This is a genomic window from Peribacillus sp. NPDC094092, assembly GCF_050279365.1.
GTDB lineage: Bacteria > Bacillota > Bacilli > Bacillales > DSM-1321 > Peribacillus.
The window spans coordinates 1-23518 of record NZ_JBNNUC010000010.1; the positions used below are offsets into that span (position 1 = coordinate 1).

The 23518-nt window shown below is 40.8% G+C and carries 19 protein-coding genes; 7 read left to right on the plus strand and 12 right to left on the minus strand.

Annotation, left to right across the window (positions count from 1 at the left end):
• Positions 1-455: 455 nt before the first annotated feature.
• Positions 456-1214: an alpha/beta hydrolase gene (locus tag ACQKNS_RS25625; protein ID WP_427646040.1), complete on the plus strand. Its 759-nt coding sequence runs from the start codon at positions 456-458 to the stop codon at positions 1212-1214.
• Positions 1215-1295: 81 nt separating this feature from the next.
• Positions 1296-1466, plus strand: a complete 171-nt coding sequence (locus ACQKNS_RS25630) for a CsbD family protein (protein WP_427646041.1) — start codon at positions 1296-1298, stop codon at positions 1464-1466.
• 113 nt (positions 1467-1579) lie between these two features.
• Here ACQKNS_RS25630 and ACQKNS_RS25635 read toward each other — a convergent pair whose 3' ends face one another.
• The 5 genes from ACQKNS_RS25635 to ACQKNS_RS25655 form a co-directional block, all read right to left on the minus strand.
• On the minus strand, positions 1580-2722 hold the full coding sequence (locus ACQKNS_RS25635; RefSeq protein WP_427646042.1) for a PP2C family protein-serine/threonine phosphatase: 1143 nt from the start codon (positions 2720-2722) through the stop codon (positions 1580-1582).
• Between the two features lie 278 nt (positions 2723-3000).
• Positions 3001-3834: a CheR family methyltransferase gene (locus ACQKNS_RS25640; RefSeq protein WP_427646043.1), complete on the minus strand. Its 834-nt coding sequence runs from the start codon at positions 3832-3834 to the stop codon at positions 3001-3003.
• Between the two features lie 32 nt (positions 3835-3866).
• A complete protein-coding gene (locus tag ACQKNS_RS25645; protein WP_427646044.1) occupies positions 3867-6665 on the minus strand; it encodes a response regulator in 2799 nt (932 codons plus the stop codon).
• 309 nt (positions 6666-6974) lie between these two features.
• The gene (locus tag ACQKNS_RS25650; RefSeq protein ID WP_427646045.1) at positions 6975-8291 is read right to left on the minus strand and encodes a hemolysin family protein; all 1317 of its coding nucleotides are present in this window, start codon (positions 8289-8291) and stop codon (positions 6975-6977) included.
• A gap of 180 nt (positions 8292-8471) precedes the next feature.
• Positions 8472-8903 (minus strand): MerR family transcriptional regulator, encoded by a 432-nt coding sequence (locus ACQKNS_RS25655; RefSeq protein WP_427646046.1) that lies wholly within the window; start codon positions 8901-8903, stop codon positions 8472-8474.
• Between the two features lie 473 nt (positions 8904-9376).
• On the opposite strand from ACQKNS_RS25655, the gene ACQKNS_RS25660 reads away from it, so the two are divergent.
• Positions 9377-9802 carry a DUF4395 domain-containing protein gene (locus ACQKNS_RS25660; RefSeq protein WP_427646047.1) on the plus strand — a complete coding sequence of 142 codons (426 nt, stop codon included), beginning with the start codon at positions 9377-9379 and terminating at the stop codon, positions 9800-9802.
• A gap of 43 nt (positions 9803-9845) precedes the next feature.
• On the opposite strand, the gene ACQKNS_RS25665 is transcribed toward ACQKNS_RS25660, so the two are convergent.
• From ACQKNS_RS25665 to ACQKNS_RS25680, 4 genes are all read right to left on the minus strand, one after another.
• Complete coding sequence (locus tag ACQKNS_RS25665; RefSeq protein ID WP_427646048.1) at positions 9846-11600, minus strand: FTR1 family protein; 1755 nt, start codon at positions 11598-11600, stop codon at positions 9846-9848.
• Positions 11601-11686: 86 nt separating this feature from the next.
• Positions 11687-12973 carry an iron uptake transporter deferrochelatase/peroxidase subunit gene (gene efeB, locus ACQKNS_RS25670; RefSeq protein WP_427646049.1) on the minus strand — a complete coding sequence of 429 codons (1287 nt, stop codon included), beginning with the start codon at positions 12971-12973 and terminating at the stop codon, positions 11687-11689.
• Positions 12974-13819: an iron uptake system protein EfeO gene (gene efeO, locus ACQKNS_RS25675; protein ID WP_427646050.1), complete on the minus strand. Its 846-nt coding sequence runs from the start codon at positions 13817-13819 to the stop codon at positions 12974-12976. It lies immediately after the preceding gene.
• A 187-nt stretch (positions 13820-14006) separates the two neighbouring features.
• Positions 14007-14486, minus strand: coding sequence for a MarR family winged helix-turn-helix transcriptional regulator (locus ACQKNS_RS25680; protein WP_427646051.1), 480 nt, complete (start codon positions 14484-14486; stop codon positions 14007-14009).
• 129 nt (positions 14487-14615) lie between these two features.
• Here ACQKNS_RS25680 and ACQKNS_RS25685 point away from each other — a divergent pair, with 129 nt between their 5' ends.
• Positions 14616-16130, plus strand: coding sequence for an MDR family MFS transporter (locus tag ACQKNS_RS25685; protein WP_427646052.1), 1515 nt, complete (start codon positions 14616-14618; stop codon positions 16128-16130).
• A 279-nt stretch (positions 16131-16409) separates the two neighbouring features.
• On the opposite strand, the gene def is transcribed toward ACQKNS_RS25685, so the two are convergent.
• Positions 16410-16988: a peptide deformylase gene (gene def / locus ACQKNS_RS25690; RefSeq protein ID WP_427646053.1), complete on the minus strand. Its 579-nt coding sequence runs from the start codon at positions 16986-16988 to the stop codon at positions 16410-16412.
• A gap of 249 nt (positions 16989-17237) precedes the next feature.
• Between def and ACQKNS_RS25695 the strand changes: the two genes are divergently transcribed.
• Entirely contained in the window at positions 17238-18971 is a 1734-nt protein-coding gene (locus tag ACQKNS_RS25695; RefSeq protein ID WP_427646054.1) for an AAA family ATPase, read from the plus strand.
• A 115-nt stretch (positions 18972-19086) separates the two neighbouring features.
• Here ACQKNS_RS25695 and ACQKNS_RS25700 read toward each other — a convergent pair whose 3' ends face one another.
• Together ACQKNS_RS25700 and nagE are read right to left on the minus strand one after the other, a co-directional pair.
• Positions 19087-19233: a hypothetical protein gene (locus ACQKNS_RS25700; protein WP_427646055.1), complete on the minus strand. Its 147-nt coding sequence runs from the start codon at positions 19231-19233 to the stop codon at positions 19087-19089.
• A 146-nt stretch (positions 19234-19379) separates the two neighbouring features.
• Entirely contained in the window at positions 19380-21290 is a 1911-nt protein-coding gene (gene nagE, locus ACQKNS_RS25705) for an N-acetylglucosamine-specific PTS transporter subunit IIBC (protein ID WP_427646056.1), read from the minus strand.
• A 312-nt stretch (positions 21291-21602) separates the two neighbouring features.
• Between nagE and nagA the strand changes: the two genes are divergently transcribed.
• The gene (gene nagA, locus ACQKNS_RS25710) at positions 21603-22781 is read left to right on the plus strand and encodes an N-acetylglucosamine-6-phosphate deacetylase (protein WP_427646057.1); all 1179 of its coding nucleotides are present in this window, start codon (positions 21603-21605) and stop codon (positions 22779-22781) included.
• Positions 22781-23515: a glucosamine-6-phosphate deaminase gene (gene nagB / locus ACQKNS_RS25715; RefSeq protein ID WP_427646058.1), complete on the plus strand. Its 735-nt coding sequence runs from the start codon at positions 22781-22783 to the stop codon at positions 23513-23515. The genes nagA and nagB overlap by 1 nt, the downstream gene beginning before the upstream one ends.
• The last annotated feature ends 3 nt before the right edge of the window (positions 23516-23518 follow it).

Consider the following 23518-nt stretch of genomic DNA (forward strand, 5'->3'; position numbering starts at 1 on the left):
CTGCGAAGTTTTTAACTTATTTTAAATCGCTGTGTTTTTCAGCGACCATTTCATCTTATCATTTTCATAGTAAGAAGTCAACAGTTATTTTTTCTACAATTTGCCGAAAGTGATGAATTTTTTCGTTTGTCTTAGTTGGTGCTTATTTATATTAAGCCCATTTCACTTTAAAGTCAACGCTTTTTTCGCCATTTTTAATATTTATATCTTGCAACGGCTCTTAGCTTCTCAACAATTACAAGACAATACTTATAAAGTAGAAAGAATGGCAACGATACATGGAATGGGTCTATATCTTTTTTACCCCTTCTTAATTAATGAAATTCGGAAATAACCAAGTTGACTTCACAATTTTCATTATGTTATTATATAACCAAGTAAAATAATCGGAATAGTTAATTTTATTTATGAACTTTCTACCAATAAAACTTAGCTAATTTAAAGGAGATGGTAATATGACAGCAGCAATGGTAATACCAGGTGCGGAATCTTTTTTCTTACCCGGCAATTCTATCGGCATTCTTATTTGCCATGGTTTTAATGGAACACCACAAAGCGTAAGGTATTTAGGTGAAAAATTCGCCGCCAGAGGCTTTACTGTCTTCGCTCCTCGACTGGCAGGCCACGGCACGGATGAATATGAAATGGAAACGAGCCATTATCAGGAATGGATACAAGATGTTGAAACGGCTTATGCAAAATTAAAACAAACCTGCACCCATGTATTCGCCATCGGACAATCAATGGGAGGCGCTCTTGTTCTCGATTTAGCTACAAAAGTGGCTTGTGATGGAATTCTCACCATCAATGCCGCTCTCCAAGTTCCTGAATATGAAAAATACCGCAACCAATCGGTTCCGCGCTTCATTCCTGAAGGCAAGCCTGATATAAAAGACGAGGCAACTAAAGAAATCACATATGACCAAGTTCCGGCAAAAGCGATTAATCAATTGCTAGATATAATGGAACATACCAGCCAAAAACTAGTAGACGTTTCGTGCCCGATACTTATCTTCCATTCTCCAGAAGATCACGTTGTACCAGATTCGTGTTCCTATCAGATTTACGATACTGTCATGTCCGGTGATAAGGAGATGGCTCCCCTTGAAAATTCATATCATGTGGCCTCATTAGATCATGACAAAGACCATATCATTGATCAGTCATATCAGTTCATTCAAAGGTTAAGCAAAAGAGCAATCATCGCTTCTTAAACTCCTATCTCCATATAAATAAGGTTTACCCCCTATACTTCACGGGTATATATAGCATATAAAGAAAAAGGAGGTAACATAATGAGCGGTTTATCGGACAAAGTAAAAGGTGCTGTTAATAAAGTTAAAGGTGAAACGAAAGACCAAGTCGGAAACGCGAAAAATGATCCTCACTTACAAGCAGAAGGTAAAGTAGATAAATTAAAAGGCAATCTCCAAGACGGCATTAGTAAATTGAAAAATGACCGTTAATTGCAAATAACCGAATAGAGGAATCTCCCTCTTAACGAACAGTCTCATTTTCATAAAAGTGACCCCCCATTTATAGAAAAGAGGCGGCAGATAATCTGCCGCCTCTTCCTTCTTCAATTCGCTTGAATAACAACAACACACATATCATCAGGTTGATCTTGCTGCATTTCCGGTGACATCAATAAGTCGATAGGGGGAGTTTCTTTACAATCGAACCATCTCGTCGAGACCGCTTCTTTTATTTGGTCGAGTCCTTCCGTCCCGTCTCGATCCAGTGCTTCCATGACTCCATCCGTAAAGAGCATAAGCTGAATCTTTTCTTCATAATGAATGACGGATTTCTCAATATTCATTTCGGTGAAGAACCCGACAGGACATGTCCCTTTTGAAAGCGGGGCCACTTTTCCATCGTCCATTAAAGCAAATCCTGGAGGATGTCCGGCATTCACATATTCCACCGTCTTTTGCTCTGTATCAATGATCATATAAATCGCGGTAAAATAATAATGCACTTGATTATCTTTTTTATTAAGGGTACTCATCCAACGATTCATTTCGTTTATTACTGCCACTGGGTCCGAATGTGTCCTGATGGCATCCCTCAATACGGAGGAAATGAACATGCATACAAGCGAGGCGGATATGCCATGTCCCATCATATCCAAGAGGATGATTCCATACCGATTTTCATCGATGCGGTGCCAATAGTACATATCCCCTGCTAATTTATTCGCAGGTAAGTATGATGCCCTTATAGTTAAGTGGTCATTTATAATGGGTTCACTTAATAAGCTGCTTTGAACCTGCATGGAAAGATCCAATTCATTGCGGATTTTTTCATCCTGCATTTTATGCCAATCTTTTTCATATTTAAGTCTTAATCCGACGCGAATCCTCGCAAGTAAATCTATTTTATTGATGGGCTTCATTATATAATCAATTCCACCAACATCAAGTGCCTCGGCCACCTTGTTTGAATCTTCAAGGGCGGTCACAAAAATGACGGGTATATCTCTAAGGTGAGGAATACTTTGAAGTCTCCTGCACGCCTCTATCCCATCTATCTCCGGCATCATGATATCAAGAAGAATGATATCAACTGAAGTCTCTTTAGGTTGCGGACTATCCACCTGTAAATATTCAAACATCTCAACAGCTGAAGTTAATGATAGAAAGTCCGTATAGCCAGCTCGTTTTAGAATTTTCTCTATAACGAAAAGGTTAACCTGGTTATCATCTACGATTAAAATCGTCATTCTTTCATTCCCCTTTTGGCTTATATCGAGCGGCAACTTTTATCTTTTTTTATGGAACTGTACTTTACAAAACTCCCAATAAAGGGATTTTTCTATTATATTATAACGAAGTTCAGTCTCATTTAATAATGATAAACCATGGCAGCGATTTTACATGGAGACCAACTCATTATATATACCCCTTCTTCCAATATCTTAAACATAGATATGCAAAAAAAGTGAAAAATAATGTACTAAATCAAAAAGAAAGAGCCCACTTAAATGCGGACTCTTTCTTTTTATAATTTCCGATAAATTCGTTCCTTTGAGTCAAAGTCCTCATAATCTTCCGAAAAGGATGATGTATGAAGCGTTTCCTTGCTGCCCACCGCAAGGAAGCCGTCTTTACAAAGACTGTCATAAAACAACTGATTAACATAGGTCTGTAATTCACCGGTAAAGTAAATCATCACATTCCGGCACATGATGATATGAAACTCATTGAACGAACCATCAGTAACTAAATTATGCTGGAAAAACACAATGTTTTTAAGGAGACCTGAATCAAGATAGGCATTTTGATAATCGGTTGTATAATACTCCGAAAATTCCTGGTTACCTCCAGCTTGCAAGTAGTTTTTCGTATAAGACTGCATTCTATTTAAAGGTAATATCCCTTTTTCCGCATGCCGGAGGACCTCATCATTCATATCAGTGGCATAAATCCTCGCCTTATCATAAAGTCCTTCTTCCTTGAGGATGATTGCCATGGAAAAGGCTTCTTCACCGGTCGAACAACCCGCATGCCAAATTCTGATTTCAGGAAGTTTTTTGAGGAGCGGTACGATATTTAAACGAAAGGCTTTAAAGAACTCCGGATCGCGAAACATTTCAGTGACATTTATTGAAAAATCTTTCAAAAGCTTTTCGACATACCCTTTTTCATATAAAACCATTTCTATCATTCCGCTAATCCTGCGAATACGGTCCAGTCTCATTCTATTTTCAACTCTTCTTTTTATTGAAGAACGCATATATTTGCGAAAGTCAAAGCCAGAAACGGAATAAATGGCCTCTAATAATAATTCGATTTCCAAATCTTCTCTTTCTTCAATCGTTAAAGTATCCTTCATGCAAAACCTTCCTTACCCGTTCGTACTATCAATCAATTAGTCAGCCATACTCTTAGGACGGATAGCAGCTGATCCAATTTCAATGGCTTGCTGACATAATCGGAAGCGCCGGCCTTCAGGCATTTTTCCCTATCGCCTTTCATCGCTTTCGCAGTTAGCGCGATGATTGGAAGATCCTCGAATTTACTTTGCTCCCGAATTCTTGTCATCGTTTCGTAACCGTCCATGCCCGGCATCATGATATCCATCAATATAACATCTATATCGTTTCCTTTTTCAAGGAGTTCCAAACATTCATAGCCGTTTTCAGCTGTAAGGATTTCCATTCCCTCATGCTTCAGCGCGTTTTTCAAAGCAAATATATTACGGTGATCATCATCGACGACGAGTACTGTCTTATTGCAGAATGGTTTGACCTTAGCCATATCTTCTTCATCCGTTATAACTACACCCGATTCTCCTTGGCCGCCAAAAGGCACGGTAGAATCATCGTGGTTAGCTGCTGCAACTTCCGGAGAAGCAGCTATTGCTTCGCCGACATTTTTGAAGCCCTCTGGCATGCTTGGAATAAAGAAGGTGAAGGTACTGCCTTGCCCTTCTTCACTATCCACAATGACCCAGCCTCCCAGAAGTTTGGCAAACTCCCGGCAAATCGATAGTCCTAGGCCCGTACCGCCATATTTTCTCATCGTAGCTCCGTCACCTTGCTGGAATGCTTCAAAGATAAGTTTTTGCTTATCTTTTGATATTCCGATACCCGTATCCGTCACCTTAATTTCAACCCAATTGCTAGCTCCTTTTGTCTGTATCCATTGTGCGACATTTTCTTCATCGGCTTTTTGGATTCGGACGGACACGGAACCTTTTTCCGTGAATTTAAATGCATTGGATAACAGGTTTTTCAAAATTTGCTGAAATCGCTGTTCATCCGTAAAGAAAATATCCGGAACGTTTTTACTTTTTTCTATTATAAAGTCAATGTTCTTTTTCTTAGCAACATGATCGAAGTTACGGTGCAATAGCTCAGGAAGCTCACTCAAATTCATTTCATCAAAGACCACTTCAAGCTTTCCGACTTCAACTTTCGATAAATCCAAAATGTCATTGATCAACGTTAATAAGTCTTGGCCCGATGAATTAATGACACGAGCGAATTCCTGTTGCTCTTCATTTAATTTACTATCATTTGGATCTGAAAGCATTTCAGATAAAATCAGGATACTATTGAGCGGTGTCCGCAATTCATGGGACATATTTGCCATGAACTCCGATTTGTATTTTGAACTTAACTTTAATTCTTCGGCCTGTTTTTCAAGATTTTGTTTTGCGACTTGAAGCTCTTTCGATTTTTCTTCAGTTTCACGATTTCTCTCTTCTAATTGTTCATTGATCATTCTCAACTCTTCAGCCTGTGTTTGCAGTTCCTCCGATTGGGCTTGCATTTCCTCTGACTGTGACTGCAATTCTTCCGATTGAGCCTGTAACTCTTCGGTCTGTGCTTGTGATTCTTTCAATAAACGCTCTATTTCCATCCGGCCCTCTACATTATTAATCGTGATGCCCAGAGTATCAAGAACCTGGTTCAGGAAAGATTTCTGCAACTTCGTAAAAGTCTCCAAACTTGCCAGTTCAACCATCGCCACAACTTCATCCTCAAAAACGACTGGCGCAATGACAATGCTTTTCGGGTTGACTTCCCCCAATCCTGTCGTAACCAATTGAAAACCTTCAGGGATATCGTCAATGACTTTGGATTTCTTTTCAAGGGCGCATTGACCGATCAACCCTTCGCCAAGACGGAATTCACGCCTGCCCGAATCTTCGCCATCTCCTGCAAAGCTGGCAAGCTTCACAAAACGCATATCAACACCCTCACCCCGTTTGACGTAAAAAGCTCCAATTGAAGCCCCCATCATCGGTGCAAGTCTTGTAATGAACCGGTCAGCCAGAACTTCCACATCAACAATGCGCTGATACATGGTAGCTATATCTGCTACACGGGTCTGGATCCAGTTCTGTTCACTGATCTTTTCGGTGAAATCTTTCTCTTTTCGATTATAGTCTTCCAGCGATTCAGCCATATCATTGAACGATTTCGCTATATCACCAATTTCATCAGTAGCCCGAACCGGAATTCTCGGTATGACCGATAAATTTTTAAAATCGATATTTTTGATGACATTCGTTATCGATTGAAGATCTTTCGAAGTGCTGCGAATCATCCAAACCACCGTTACGGAAATAACCAAAATGCTGAGGATGACCGCGAAGATTACGAAACCGATCATATCTTCATAGGTTTGTTTCGAATTACTTAATGTATCTTTCATGACGCCTTCTTGGTAATCTTTAAAGTCGTCCATCGTACTGATGACTTTCGTTCGTTTTTCCCTTTGGTCATCCATCAGGCTTGATACATCCGAAGAGTTTCCCGACTTTATCTTTCGGATGATCTCAGCCTCCGTTATGGAGTAGGAAGCATACTGAGTCTCGAACTCTTTCAATAATTGCTTTGCTTTCGCCTTATTTAACGTACCTGATAACCCCGCAATTTTTGATTCAATCAAATTATGATTCTCATTGATGATTTCGAGGCTGTCTGCTCTTTCTTCTTTGTTTGCATCATTAGCTGCAAACAGGATCTCACGGTCCGACCTGGAAAAAAGCTGACGGATTTCCATGGAATCTTGAACTTTTTCATAGCGATTTTCAACTATTTCAGTCATGCTGCTCTTTAAGTTGTTAAGCATAACCATCATGAAAGAAAGTAAAATAGCCAAGAAAAGCAAGATTAAACCAAATCCCAACATTTGCTTCTTCTTAAAACCCATTTTCCCGCCCACCTTCGATACTTATTTATACCAGCCAAAAATAAACGGCATTGCAAAATAAATCTTAATACTATCATTAGTATTACTTTTATTCCTTGACACTTTAAAATGATATAGATAGATTCATTGCTCAAAGTCAATTTTAACATTTTCCATGCCAAAAAGGTTACCTACAGTGTATTTTTTCAGGAATTCCTTTTCCAATTAAGTAACAGCCTGCTTTAACCATTGTTATGATTGTCATTGTTCGAAACAGGAGCATTAATAAAAGCCGAAAGTTTCCACTTTCGGCTCTTTTAGCGATCCTGTTTATTTAATCTTCTTCACTTCAACATATAAAATGTGGTGGCCGTCCATTTCCTTTACAGTAAATTCATAACCGGCGTATTCGATTTTATCACCGACAGCAATCTCAAATCTGCCTGTCAGGAACCATCCTCCCAATGTATCGATATCTTCCTCAGGCAAATCGATCGCAAGGGTATCATTGACATCTTCAACCAATGTTTTAGCGTCAAATACATAATGCCCTTCATCTATCTTTTGAATGAGCGGACGTTCATCCTGGTCAAATTCATCCCGGATTTCCCCAACGATTTCTTCAAGGATGTCTTCAACCGTAACAAGACCGGCCGTTCCGCCATATTCATCAGTCAAAACTGCCATATGAATCCGTTCCTTCTGCATTTTCAACAGCAAATCATGAATGGCGATCGTTTCAAGAACACGGATGATGGGTGTCACAAAGGAATCCACCGTCAAATCTGTTACATTATCTTCTGTAATCGTCGCCGTATAAAGTCGCTTGATATTGACCATTCCTACGACATTATCCTTATCACCGTCTATGACCGGATACCTTGTGTATTGTTCTTCTTGAATAAGTTCAACAACTTCCAATAATGGCGTGCCTTTTTCGATAACGGTCATTTCCGTACGCGGAACCATGATTTCATTGGCAATACGCTCATCAAATTCAAATATCTGATTTACATATTTGTATTCCGATTGGTTGATCTCACCGCTTTTATAGCTTTCCGATAAAATGATGCGCAACTCTTCCTCGGAATGGGCCATTTCTGACTCAGATGCTGGCTTTAATCCAAAAATGCCTGTCAGAAGACGCGCAGAACCATTCAGTAACCAAATGAATGGGTATAAAATGCGGTAGAAGAGAATTAACGGCTTTGAAAAAAGCAAGGTTACCTCTTCTGCCTTTTGAATCGCAACCGTTTTTGGTGCCAATTCACCGACTACAACATGAAGGAATGTTACGGAACCGAACGCGATCAGGAACGAGATGATGTGACTTATGGATTCTTCTAATCCCCATTTAGTGAACAACGGTTTTAAGATCGCCTCGACTGTCGGTTCACCCAACACCCCTAAACCTAACGCGGTTACTGTAATCCCCAATTGACAGGCAGATAAGTACTCATCGATATGCGATGTCACTTTCTTGGCTGCGAGGGCATTTCTATGCCCCTCTTCAATCAATTGATTGATTCGGGAACTTCTGACTTTCACGATTGCAAATTCCGATGCAACGAAAAATGCGGTTAATGCTATTAATACAGCTACTGCTAATAATTTTATAAAAATCTCCAATATGTGCGGGTTCGCCATATAGTGCCAATCCTTCAGACCTTCAGATTAACATGTACGGCTTAATCCCGAGCACCTCCTGTATAAATGGTTATTTTCGTTTCAAAATGCGATTTTTGCCTTATAACATGAACCAAAACCATTTAGCCTATATTCGTTAATATGCACCTTCGTTCATAAAACTATAGAGATAAATTTTAATCATACCAGCAACAATAGTAATGATTGGATCAAGGCCATGCTTTCACGGGATACCTGTTTTTTTAGAAGAAGCTCACTTTTTCCGTCCTTTTCAATCAAGCTGATGAATTCCTGAAGTTCCTCGTTCAGGCCATCCATTTTATTCTTGAGTTGAAGGCCTTTTTCCTCAATTGCTGATGCGGCTTCCATTTCCTTTTTAAGGATATCTTTAATTTCTTCCAATGAAAGGTTTTCTCTTTTGAATCCTTCGATACGGCGGAGCCTTTCAAGTTCACCGACTGAATAATAACGGTAATTAGAGGCGGAACGTTCTGCTTTAAGCAAACCTAGGTTCGTATAGTAATCCACGGTTCGTTTCGTAACGTTCGCCATATCCGCCAACTCGCCAATTTTTAAAGTCTCGTTCCCAACATAACCCCTCCTAACCGTCACGTGATGGTTTTAAAGTATGTCTTTCCCTCCATGACGTTTTATTCCATAATCGTACATGATTTTCATTGAAATGAAAAATATTTATTACCCTATATTTACCCTCCATAGGAAAAACAAAAACCGATTAATTGAATAATCGGTTTAATTTTATCATTTAATCCGCGGATTTATTTTTTTGTTTTAACTGAGATTTGATTGATCAATATCTTAGGACCGCATTGGCATAGGGAAGAATGCTTTAGCTTTTTTATGGGTGTTCCGCATGTTTCACAAACTTTTGCTACCATTTATACTGTCCTCCTTACTTTACTTGCTTGTTATAAATATTATACTACTTTCATAATGATAATCAATACTAAATTAAAATAATTATAAATAAGGTGAGGTTATTTGGTTTTATTAGCTTTTCATTTCACAAGTGAATATAATAAAGTAAAAATAGCACAAAACACATAAGGAAGGTTGGTATTAGTATGTCGAATGAAATCCGTTCCATTCCCCGCCCCTTAGTAAGAACGAATCAATGGGTCATTTTGTTGAGCGTAGCCACCGCCTTATTAACGGGACAAATATGGATATTAGTGATTCCTTTAACTGCAGGACTTTCGGGTCTTCTCTTTAATTTCAACCCAGTGATGCGTCTCGCCAAGCTCTTTCTGAAAAGGAAACCCTCCGATTATATACCTGAAGATTATTCACAGCAACAATTCAACCAGGCCATAGCAGTCGTTTGCTTAGGACTTGGATTCACTTTTTTCTTGCTGGGGTGGAATGTTACCGGTTATATATTCACCTTGATGGTCGGTATGGCTTCTCTTATAGCCATTCTTGGATTCTGCATCGGCTGCTTCATCCTTTATCAATGGAAACAATATTCCTATCGGCGATCTATTCGCTAATCCCACACACAAAATGGGACTGACATTCGTCAGTCCCATTTTATTAATCGATTGCACGTAAGGAATTACTCTTTTTGACCCAAATGGCGGCCAATGCAATCAGTAATAATAATAAACCTTGCGGCACCAGCGTTTCCATTGTCGGATAAAGACCTATCGCCTCTACAAATGGGAAGGAGCTGATCGTATTCGTCTGTATCACTTGAGAAACCTGAAGTGAGTGGATGGAGACTCCAAGAATCTTGAAAGCCAAGGCATATATGAGTATCGTCGCCACTTTAAAGAATAGGGTCATCGGTAATTTCACACTGTACCGCAGCATGACGAAACCAATTACCGCTAAAATGAGGAAGGCAAGGAAAATCCCGCTCAGCAGCTGCTTTAATTCCATATATGGAGCCATTCCAGCATAAAAGATAATCGTTTCGGCACCTTCACGGAATATCGATAGAAAGCTGATTAAGGCGAAAGAGATGATGCTACCCGTCGCAATGGCTTGGTTCATTTGCTTGCTGATATAACGGTTCCATGCATGGATATTCGATTTACCATGAAGCCAAAGACCAATTGTCAACATCATCAATACTGCAATTATCCCAGTGATTCCCTCAATATATTCCCGGCTTGAAGCAGCCGTGATCTGAGAGAAAACGATATTGATTATGACCGCCAATATGGAACTGGCAACTAAGCCCGCACCAACTCCTGTCCAAATCCATTTTTGTTTGTCCGCTTGCCCGATTTTCTTAAGGAAAGACAATAATGTAGCTACAATCAAGAGTGCTTCCAACCCTTCCCTTAAAAGGATCAGGGCGGCATCCCATGTTGTATAACCCGTATCATCAATTAAAGGGAGTAACCTTGTGTTTAAATCGGATACGATTCCCTTCGCTTCCTCCGCCTTTACATTTTTCGATTCTAATAGGCTGATTGCGGTCGGGACTTTCGTTTCCATATCACTGTAAAGCTTGCTGTCCCTTGTGGAGACCTCCCCTTCTACATTGGGCCAAATTGTTAAGATTTCATTTAGCTTATCAACGGCAGAATCGATGTCATTCTTTTCAATATCCGTTGCACTTCCTTGTAAAAGTTCTGTTACATCCCCAAGTGAATAGGTGTTCTTCTGGCTTCCTTCTTCAACTTTCCCCGCAAGGAAATCCTCGATTAGACCCTTCAATTCAGTTAGATTTTTCTGGGCCTTATCCGAATCCGGCGGGTCTTGAGTAATTGCTATCCGCACAAAGGCCATTTTCGTTTCAAACTCACCATATGCAGCAACACTTTTCTCCCTGACAATGACCTCTGCATCGGTCCATTGATTCAGGAGATTGGTATATTGTACTTTAGCTTGATCGAAGTCACCTTCAGTTATCGAAGCTTCCAACTCATCTATTAAAGGGAGTATCGCTTCTAACCGCTCTTCAAAGTCCGTCTTATCAACGGGGTTTTCGTTGGTATCATAAATAACAAGGTTACTTGATAATGCCGATAATCGCTTCTTGATTTCATCTGTGGAGGCTTGGTCCCTCACAGCATTTTTTACCGCGGATAGCTGCTCGTCGACTTTCTTCGCACTCTCGCTGTCCGTTTTTATCGTTTTCCATTCTTTCTCGAATAAATCGATATTTTTCGATACTTCCTCAAGGTCCCCGGATTTCACCTTCATTAGACTATCGCCAATATAAACAAAAAGCTGATCATGGTTTTCACCCGCCGAAACCACCTTTATATCAGTCGAAAGAAATAATAGACTGACGACTAAAACCAATATCCCACTCTTCCATCTAGAACCGGTCATAGTGGTACCTCCTTATTCATGAACTAAAATCGCCAACCGGATAATATCCATGCTGGCGATTTTTACGTCCTCATTTGAAATTATACTTATCCAAAAAGGGAATCCCCGATATATCCACCCTTTTTCACACCTGGTAAACAAGCGAAAATGGCACTGCCTTTATGAACGATATATTCGTTGAGCTTATCATTTTTCGCCAGTCGCTCTTGTATGGGTATGAATTGTTTACTTGGGTTTCGCTGGAAACAAATGAATAGCAACCCGGCATTGAAGCTCCCCGTTTTAGGATCCATGCCATCTGCATATGAATAGGGCCGCCGCAATATCTTTGCTTTTCCGTCCCCCCTGGAGAGACTCATATGCGAATCTTCTGGAATGATACGATTTCCATTTTGGTCTTTAGCTTCGAGATCCACGGTATCGAACTCATTCTTCATTCCTAGGGGAGCTCCACTGTCGCGATGACGGCCAAATGTGTTTTCTTGTTCTTTCAATATTGTCCGGTCCCAAACTTCAATGTACATCTGGATTCGGCGCACCACCATATAACTGCCTCCAACAAGCCAGTCAGGACCGTCCTCACCTTTCACCCAAACATGCTCATTCATTTCATTATCATCATTCGTATCCGGATTGACCGTGCCATCCTTAAACCCGAATAAGTTCCGCGGTGTCGTTTTTTTTGAATCGGCTTGCTTCGTCCGTTGAAAACCTGTTTGTGCCCAATGAATGATCGTTTTTCCTCTGCCGATCCTCACTAAGTTCCTGACGGCATGAAATGCCACTTGAAGATCATCTGCACATGCTTGAATGCAAATATCCCCACCGCTCCATTCTTCTTCTAAAGCATCTAAAGGGAATTGGGGCAGGTCCTTTAATTCAGCAGGCCTTTTTGATTTCAAACCAAACCGATCTTTACCATCCTTCGAAAACAGGGTCGGACCGACTCCAAAAGTGATCGTTAAATTGGAAGGTGATAATTCTTTCGCTTCACCCGTATCCTTTGGGGGCATATTCGTATTAAGTGATGCTTCACCAATCAATTTCCCCGCTGTCATCTGAGCCGCAGCCTCTGTCCAATCCTTAAATAACTGGATTAAGTCGGACCTTTTATCTGTGGTTACTTCCAATGATGCGAAGTAAAGGTTATCTTGCGCTTCAGTGGTGATACCAGCTTGGTGCGCTCCATAAAAAGGGATAATATCCTTAGTTTGTCCCTTTGCCTTTTGTTCAGAAAGCGTCAGCAGCCCGCCGAACCCGGATGCCCCAATCACGACTCCGATTCCACCGACCCCTGCTGTTTTCAACATATTTCGACGACTTACCTTTTTTGTAAAAAGTCCGGTTTCATCTTTCGGCGTATGTTCTTTCAATTAAGATTCCTCCGTTACAATCCCTATTTGCGAAAGTGGTTCAGCTAATGCATCAATTGCTTGACTTAACTCTTTGACTTCAGATTCCTTTAAATCCGTATATGAGATGTAGCCATTCCCTTCTTTATGCTTTTCAAGCAATCCGTATACATCATCAAAACGTTGTTTGATTTCCGCAGCAAGCTTCGCATCCTTTTCTTTTAGAGCTGGAGTAAGCAGATCATAGATCTTCTCTGCACCTTCAACATTTGCCACGAAATCATATAAATCGGTATGGGAGTATCGATCCTCTTCTCCTGTCACTTTACTCGTGGAAACTTCATTCAATAAATCCACCGCACCCGTGATTAACAAATCGGGTGTTACCTCAACCGTTTCAACTTTGGCACGAAGCAAATTAACATCACTCATTAATTGCTCTGCATACTTTTCATATCCTTTCGTTGTATTTTCTTTCCATAATCCCATTTCAATCCTATGGTAACCGCCCCATTCTTCATCCTTGACATCCCCTTCACGCGCATCAATTTTGGGATCAAGATCGCCAAAAACTTCTGCGATGGGTTCCGCTCTCTCATAATGCATCCGTGCTGGTGCGTATAATTCCTTCGCCTTTTCAATATCACCGGCAGATACGGCCGCAGTGAATTCTTCCGTTGCGTTTACGAACTCTTCTATTTCACCAATGGCATATTCCCTGTACTCGCTAGATACACCATCAAGCTTACTCGCACTCACTTCTTTGGCCTTATCATCTGCCGGTTCAGTCCCTTCCTTTTCCTGCGCACAGCCAAATAATAGACTGGTTGATAGTAAGACTGCTAATGACGTCTTTGCTTTCTTCATAATTGTATTCTCCCTTTGAAATGATTTGTAGATTCATATTAGCAGATAATGAAATTCATTATCAATATATATTTTAATGGAAACATGACATTGTGCATCTCTTCCTAAATATTCAGCTCTATCCCTTTTCCTTTCGTATGATAAGCCACCCTCTGGCTAAAAATAAAAAAGGCAGCTTATATATCAGCTACCTTTCACGCTCACTCATTAACTTGTCATTTTCTTTTTCCATGATTTTGGTGATATCCTCCACAAATTCATTGATCAATATTAGCTCTTGCTCATTATAAGCGGAGCATAACTTCTTGGTGTCCGCAGAAAGCGATTGATAGTGTAATTTAATCTGTTCCTGTCTTTCCGGTATCGGCACAATCATCACCCTTCTTCCATCCAATTGATCTCGTTCTCTTTTAACATAACCGGATTTCTCTAGACGATTGATCAGTGCCGTAACCGATCCCGTGCTCAATCCTGTAATTTTGGATAATTCACCTGCAGTAATCGGTCCTGTTTCATTCAATATTTCAGCACTCTTCAAGTCCGTATGTGACACCCCTATTTTCTGGGCCATGTTTTGTTGAAATAAAACGGACCTCATACCATACCGCTGCAATCTGTGTGTTAAACTCTCTAACAGAGCTGCATTCACCCCATTATCGCTTGACATAAAATGCCACCCCTTTTACACTTAAATTTATCTTGATTTTCAAGATAATTATATTGTTTCATCTTAACGTTTACCCTTCAACCATGTAAAGGAAATTCATTAGCTGGTTGATATGAAGGAGGAAAATAAATGAACGTTCAAAAAAAACAAAAATTCATTGTTGCCGGTTTACTTTTGGGTATCTTGATGTCAGCAATGGATAATACGATTGTTGCGACTGCAATGGGAACGATCGTTTCTGATTTAGGCGGGTTCGATAAGTTTGTATGGGTGACGTCTGCCTATATGGTCGCCACGATGGCAAGTATGCCGATTTTCGGTAAGCTTTCCGACATGTATGGAAGAAAGCGTTTTTTTATTTTTGGACTTATAGTCTTTTTGGTCGGTTCCGCATTATGCGGCATGGCTCAGAGCATCGTGCAGTTAAGTATCTTCCGTGCAATCCAGGGGATAGGCGGAGGCGCTTTGATGCCTATAGCATTTACAATCATTTTTGATATTTTCCCACCTGAAAAACGCGGGAAATTAACTGGCCTTTTCGGCGCTGTATTTGGGGCTTCAAGTGTATTGGGACCGCTTTTAGGTGCTTATATTACTGAATACTCCAGCTGGCACTGGATTTTCTACGTCAATGTTCCGATTGGGGTCATTTCTTTATTTTTCATCTGGAATTATTACAAGGAGTCACCCAACACCCAAGAGCAAAAAATTGATTGGGGTGGCGCAGCTACTCTCGTCATTGCCGTTATCAGCTTAATGTTCGCTCTCGAACTGGGCGGGGAGTATGGCTGGAGTTCCTCTCCTATCATAGGTCTTTTTGCCAGTTTTGTGGTTTTCTTCGTTTCATTTTTCTTTTTCGAAAAAAGAGCCAAAGATCCAATCATTTCATTATGGCTGTTTAAAAGGCGATTATTTGCCACTTCTCAGATTTTAGCCATTCTTTATGGCGGTACATTCATTATTTTAACCGTCTATATCCCGATTTTCGTGCAGGCAGTCTACGGTGGTTCCGCAACAAATGCAGGATTGATCCTAACTCCCATGATGCTTGGTTCTGTATTCGGCAGTGCAGTTGGCGGGATATTCAATACAAAAACAAGCTTCCGCAACTTAATGACGATTTCCGTCATCTGTTATTTTGCAGGAATGCTTCTATTAGGGACCATCACCCCTGATACCAGCAGGACTTTATTAACCATGTACATGATTCTGACTGGGTTTGGCATGGGCTTTTCCTTCTCCCTTTTGCCTATTGCGTCCATTCACAACTTGGAACCTAGATTCAGGGGGTCGGCCAACTCCACAAACTCATTCCTCCGTTCCTTTGGGATGACACTCGGTGTAACGATTTATGGAGCGATTCAGACCAATGTATTCACAAGTAAAATGACGGATGCGTTTAAAGGAACGCAAGGAGGCCCGGATACAGCCGGATTGATGGATGACCCACGTGAGCTCTTCCAATCGGATGCACGTGCCGAGATTCCGGACTTTATCCTGGATAAAATCGTCCATGCGATGTCCGATTCGATTTCATTGATATTCACCTTGGCCCTCATTCCGATCGGTCTTGCTGCAGTCACGGTGTTCTTCATGGGAAAAACAAGAGTGGAAACACCTTCAAAAAAGGAATCAATACAATAAACAAAAAGCGCTGCACTTGCAGCGCTTTTTTGTCCAAAAAACCATTCTACTACTATTGAAGCACCTTGCAGCGGAATGAAAGGTGTCTTTGATCGATGTCCATTCCTATATTAAATCCTCCGGCGACGTGGGTCGCCATTTAGCGATGATGGCATCCGCCTGTACCAGCAAATGAGCATGGCCATATTCAGTGTTTTGCAAAAGCATATGGAAGAGGATATCCTTCCTCAGCCATAAAACGGTAAAAAGGCAAAGCATGGCGCTTTGCCTTTTTTGGCCTTACAGACTTTTCACTTCCACGTTTTCCGGAAGCTTGAAAGGATTTTCGGTGTTGATCCGGTCATAAAACATCATCCCGTTTAAATGATCTAACTCATGTTGAAAAACGATTGCAGCAAAACCCTTCAGCCGCATCTCTATTTCCTTACCATTGCCATCCACCGCTTTAATTTTAACCCGTTCATAACGCGGTACATATCCTTTAATATCACGGTCGACAGAGAGGCAGCCTTCACTTTGCGGTAAATAGATCATTGTGGCCGAATGACTGATGATTTTCGGATTCACAAGCGCATATTCAAACAGCTTCCCCTTTTCGTCGGGAAAATACATGACGAACATGCGTTTATTCAAGCCTATCTGATTTGCAGACAACCCAACCCCTTCACGCAAGTTGAACTTCTTTTGGAGTTTTGGATCCTGACTATTTTTCAGGTATTGCATCATGCATTCCAACGTTTCACGATCTTCATCCGAAATCGGCAGGCTAACTTCATCCGTTACCTGACGCAGGATGGGATCCCCTTCTCTAACGATATCCTTCATTGTGATCATATAGTCTTTTATAAATTTACTCATAGAACTTCACACTCTTCTACCATTTTATTTTTTCATGACTTAGACCATTTCACTTTAGCATTTCGCTTTTAAAAAGTCTAATATGCTGGTTAGATTAAATATTTCTAAATTCCGGACACTTTAAACTTCCATAATAAATATTATTTCTTGCATTTCACATTATTTACCTTTAATTTAAGGTATAAAGACCTATAGATTACATGTTTAAAAATTTTATACTGGATATATACTCATAAAGGAGATGAAAAATTGAACTCGAACTCTAAATTAGTTTCGAAATTGCTGCCGTTCCTTACGGCTCTCATTGTGATAATTGCTGGAGTCAGTTGGTATGTTGTTACTCAGTCAAAGGATATGGTCATTCCCTTTTCTTCGGTAGAAAAGACGATTAAAGCCCAAAATGGAGCCCTTGTCACCATTGAAGAAAAAAGAAATGGCACTCTTCACATCTCCACGCCAGATGGAGAATATGTTTCCAATATTCCTCCGAACAGTCAAATGATCAATAAACTTGTCGAAACTTATAATGTTCAATATTCTTTTTCATCAACTAATAAATCAGCATTATGGATTTTAAGCGGATTGATGGCGGCTCTCGTCACAACCGGTGTCATAATACAGAAAAAATCAAAGAACGGATTGAGGATCGGCAGTAAAAAACAAAGCCTTTCCACACCAAAGCCCTTGCCAGAGATAACTTTGGATGATGTAGGCGGTTTGCAATCCGAAATCAAACAGGAAATCCTACAGACACTCACTACACTGAAGGAACCTGAACGATCAGCTAAAATTGGAATTAAGCCGCCTCAAGGCATTTTATTATATGGTCCCCCTGGAACGGGGAAAACGTTGCTTGCACAGGCAATTGCAAAAGAGCTTGGTGCAAACTTCTTCTCAACGAGCGGTTCAGCCTTCAATGAAATGTTTGTTGGAGTAGGTGCAGCCCGTGTCCGGAGCCTCTTCCAAAATGCACGTAAGCAATCGCCAGCTGTCATTTTCATCGATGAAGTGGACGCTTTGGCTGGTAAAAGGAAAGCTCATGGCGGGGAAGAAGGCGAAAAAACGTTAACTGAACTGCTTGTGCAATTGGATGGAGGCCATCCAAATGAAGGCATTTTATTCATTGCAGCGACCAACCGGAAAGATATGCTCGATGACGCATTTCTACGTCCGGGCAGGATCGATTTTTCTTTCCAAGTTCCCCTTCCAGATACACAAGGAAGAAAGGAAATCATCGATATCCATACGAAGGGTAAGCGTCTAGCGACAGATGTCCTGGCTTCCCTGGATGAGTTGGCTGAAAGTACTTCCGGTTTCTCCGGAGCTGACTTAAGCTCCCTGTTCGATACTGCCTCACGTCATGCCCTGAGGAATGAACAGGACATGATCCGTAAGCAGGACCTTGATTACGCCATTGACCGTACGATACTTGGAGCGACATCACGTACCCTGAATGATGCGGATACGAAGCGGCGCGTGGCCATTCATGAAAGTGGACATGCCCTTATTGCAGCTTTGACAAAGCCCGGTTCCGTTCGAAAGGCGACCATCATTCCGCGTGGGGAAGCCCTTGGATATGTAGCGCCAATACCAAAAGAACTCCACCTGGCAACAGCCAGTGAATTGCTTGATCAAGTCAAAATGATCGTAGCAGGTGGCGTGGCGGAAAGAATGTATTTAGGAGAACATAGCATCGGTGTAGGCGGAGATGTACAACAGGCGAAACACCTGCTTGAACAAATGGTCGATACCGGAATGCTTCAAGATGGATTCACCCTCACCTTTAATAAAGGGGAGAAGGAGCAAAAGATGCAGGAACTGTTCACTAAAGCGATTTCTGAAACGGAAATGTTGATTGACTCGAATCGCCTACAATATGAAGAGCTCGTTGAAGAGTTATTGAAAAAAGAGACACTTGAGGGATCTGAAGTTCAGCGTATCGTCGATGCTTCAGAATTAACCGGCATATGCTCGAATGCTTAATACTTTTTTCCGCTGAGTCTTAAGACCTAATATAATATTTAGAGCCTGTTTCCAATTGGGACAGGCTTTTTTTTTATCATAAATGGCCGCTAGACAAAGAATTGAATGCAGGAAATTAAAGGATGGACATTCCCATCCTAGTCAATACGATATGTTCCTTTACGGTTTTTCCTCCGCTTGTTGCTGCAATCCAAAGAACAATACTTGCTATTTGCCTTTCTTGGTTTGCACTTCCCGCATTATCCACATTCTTTTGATTCATATTTTTGTAGGCTGTTGTCCCTTTACAAGTCTGGGAAAGCATTTAGCATTTTTGTTATAACTTTTAAATCCACGACCATTTATCTGGCATTTCATTCAATTCAAAAAAGGGGTGTCGACATATCGACACCCCTTTTTTGATACATTTTATAGTTTTTCCAACTGGATGATATCTGGTGTATTTTGTTTCTGGATCCCTGACTTTTGCAACTTCACTGCCGTTCCTTCTGGTAAGTTAGTGAATATAATAGGAGTGACCGTTGATGGTGCATTCCGTTTTATGAAATCTAAATCAATTTCCAAAAGAGGTGTTCCTTTTGTTATTCTTTGACCTTCTTGCACAAGAGGTGTAAACCCTTCGCCATTTAATTTAACTGTATCCAAGCCAACATGGATCAGAATTTCCAATCCATTATCCATTTTCAATCCGAGTGCATGATTTGTCGGGAAGATACTTAGAACTTCCCCATCGATTGGGGATACTAGTTTTCCGTTGACTGGCTCGATAGCAAAGCCATCCCCCATCATTTTCATGGCAAACACTTGATCCGGAACTTGTTCGATCGGTAAAACGGTTCCTTCAATTGGAAGGACAAAGTCATTTGCACCCAAAGCTTGGTTTTCTTCCATTTTATCCTCTGCCACTTGTGCAGCTGGACTTGTTTTCACTTTGCTTGGGTCGACGCCATTCTTGACAAGTTGTTTCATTGCATTTGCAACGAATTCAACATTCGTTCCAACAATGACCTGCACACTCGATTTATTCAACTTCATGACACCGCGCGCACCATGCCTTTTTAAGGCTGCTTCATTCACATTACCTGAATCGGCCACTTGTAAACGCAAGCGCGTTGCACAGTTATCAATTAGCATTATATTCTCTTTACCGCCAAGATCTTGAATGAACAGCGATCCCATATCGGTATATTTATCCCCTGTTTTCACAATTGTTTCTTCTTCCACAACTTCCTCATCGTCTTCACGGCCAGGTGTTTTTAAATCCATGACCTTGATGACAAAATAGAAAATCACGAAGTAAACTGCCGCGTATACCAAGCCAATCGGTATTAACCATAGCGGTTTTTGCGCTATACCAAAGTTCAAGAAATAATCAATGGCCCCTGCAGAGAATCCAAACCCATGATGGATATCCAATATAACAGCCAGTGCCAGGGAGACCCCGGTTAAAAGGGCATGTATTACATATAACACCGGTGCTATGAACATGAACAAAAATTCAATAGGTTCAGTGATTCCTGTTAAGAAAGAAGTGAAAGCTAACCCAACAAGCATCCCCGTCACCAATTTACGTTTCTCTTTTTTAGCAGCTGCAATCATCGCAAATGCTGCGGCTGGAAGTCCGAACATCATAATCGGGAAAAAACCGGTCATGAATGGCCCAGCAGTCGGGTCCCCTGCGAAGAAACGATTTATATCACCTGTCGCTCCATTGTATTCACCAAAAACGAACCAAACCATGCTATTCAAGACATGATGCAATCCTACTGGAAGCAATAAGCGATTCAATACGCCGAATACGCCGGCACCCAATGCCCCTGCACCTGTAATCCAGTCTCCGACACTATTGATTACATCTTGAATCGGCGGCCAAACAAAACCGAATATTCCCGCAAGTATAATCATCGCCAGCGAAGTGATGATCGGGACGAATCGTTTCCCTGAAAAGAATCCAAGCCATTCAGGGAGTTTTATGTCGGAATATCTATTATATAGAAGGGCTGCAACTATACCTGATATAATACCGCCTAATACAGCCATGTTGATATCTTTATTAATCGCTTGTGTACCATTCGTTAAAACAAAGTAACCAACAAGACCAGCTAATGCCGCAGCACCGCTTCCATCTTTGGATAATCCAATTGCTATACCTAAAGCGAACAATATGGCAAGGTTATCAAAAATTGCCTTTCCCGAGGCGGCCATAAATGGAATATCAAGCAAATCCGGTTGCCCTAAACGAAGCAATAAAGCCGCTGCCGGCAAAACAGCAATCGGTAACATTAAAGCCTTCCCAATCTTTTGTAAAAAATTTAACATCGAACTCATCTCCCTTGTTCCTAACTTCTTTTAATTCAGCAGAACGAAAAGACGTATAAAGCGTTTTCATTTTATCAATATAATAACTTTTCTTTGGATTATACTAGCACAGAAAATATATAGATGTCTATACCAATTTTCTTGAAAATATACTATATTCTTCGAAAATAAAGCAATAATATCTTTATTTATTCCTTATACCTCTCAACTGGTCTAGACAACTTTTAATAAAAGCGATAAAATGAGGGCAAAATATATGAGACCATTTCATGACTCATTCATTAAGTTTTACTTTCATAAAGGAGATTATGTATGAAAACATTCATTATTAATAATCTAATAGTTCATGGCGAAAAGGAAACATACAAAAATGGGTATATTAAAGTCGTGGATGGAAAAATTGCCGAGGTTGGTCCAGTCAGCCAATACAAACAGGAAGATGATGCCAAGGTAATTACTCTTTCACCGGATTATCAGGTAATTCCCGGTGCCATCGACATTCATATTCACGGGGCATCCAATTCCGATGCAATGGATGCCACAGATAAAGCATTATCCACAATGGCGGAAACTCTTCCCAAAGAAGGAACCACAAGCTTTCTGGCCACTACAATGACCCAATCTACCGAAGCCATTGAATCAGCCCTTCTTAATGCTGGTAAATATATCGAAAATCAAACGAAAGAACACGCTGAAATAGTCGGGATCCATTTAGAAGGTCCTTTCATTTCACCAGCCCGTAAAGGAGCACAGCCTGAGGATTATATCATTGATCCAGATGTCACTCTATTTAAAAAGTGGCAGGAAATGGCCGAAAATCAAATCAAGCTTGTAACGCTTGCTCCTGAACAACCAAATGGATTAGATCTAGCCGCCCACTTAAGGGGAACTGGCGTCGTCGCCTCCATTGGACATTCAGATGCAACATATGACCAAATAGATGAAGCGATCCAGGCAGGGACTACCCACGTTACACATCTTTATAACGGGATGCGGGGACTCCATCATCGCGAACCTGGCGTTTTGGGAGCTGCTTATCTTCGAGATGAGCTATATGTTGAACTTATTGCTGACGGCATTCACTGCAGGCCGGAAATGGTGAAGCTGGCGTATAACCAAATTACAAGTGATCGCATGATCTTGATAACGGACTCGCTTCGTGCCAAATGGCTTGAAAAGGGAACCTATGATTTAGGCGGTCAGCCTGTGTATGTGAACGAAACGAAAGCAACGCTTTCAGACGGGACACTGGCCGGCAGTATATTGAAAATGAACGATGCCATTAAGAACACATTGGAATATACCGATTGTTCCATGACTGACATTATAAAAATGACGGCAGAAAACCCTGCCAAACAGCTTCGGATTTTTGACAGAAAAGGAAGCATCCAGGTCGGCAAAGACGCTGATCTTGTAATATTGAATGAACGCTTGGACGTCGAAATGACGTTCTGCAGAGGGAATCTAGCTTTTGAAAAGGAGAATGTATAATGAATATCATACAAGTGCAGGACTACACGGAAATGAGTCGTACAGCTGCAGAAATAGTGAGTGGAAAAGTCAAAGGAAATCCAAATATCATATTGGGTCTTGCTACAGGCGGTACCCCAAAAGGAATGTATGATAATTTGATTGAAGATCATGTGAATAATCATACTTCTTATGAAAATGTAACATCTTTTAATCTTGATGAGTATATAGGCTTAAAACCAAATGATCCAAACAGTTACCATTATTATATGAATGACTCCTTATTCACTCACATCAATATAAATAAAGAGCGTACTCACCTGCCAAATGGCACAGCAAATGATACTAACGGGGAATGTAAACGGTATGACGAAATGATTGATTCCGCAGGAGGGATCGATCTTCAGATTCTTGGCATTGGGCAAAATGGCCATATTGGTTTTAATGAACCTGGAACTTCATTCACATCGGGTACACATGTCGTGACACTTGAAGATTCAACGCGCCAAGCGAATGCACGTTATTTCGATTCCATAGACGAAGTTCCTACACATGCCGTTACGATGGGCATTTCAACAATCATGAAAAGCAAAGAAATCCTGCTGCTGATATCTGGTGAAGAAAAAGCCGAAACCTTGAAGAAATTGATACACGGTGACATTTCCGAGGAATTTCCTGCATCTATCCTTAAAAAACATAATAGTGTTACAATTATCGCAGACCAAAAAGCGTTATCCGGAGTGTTAATACCCTAAAAG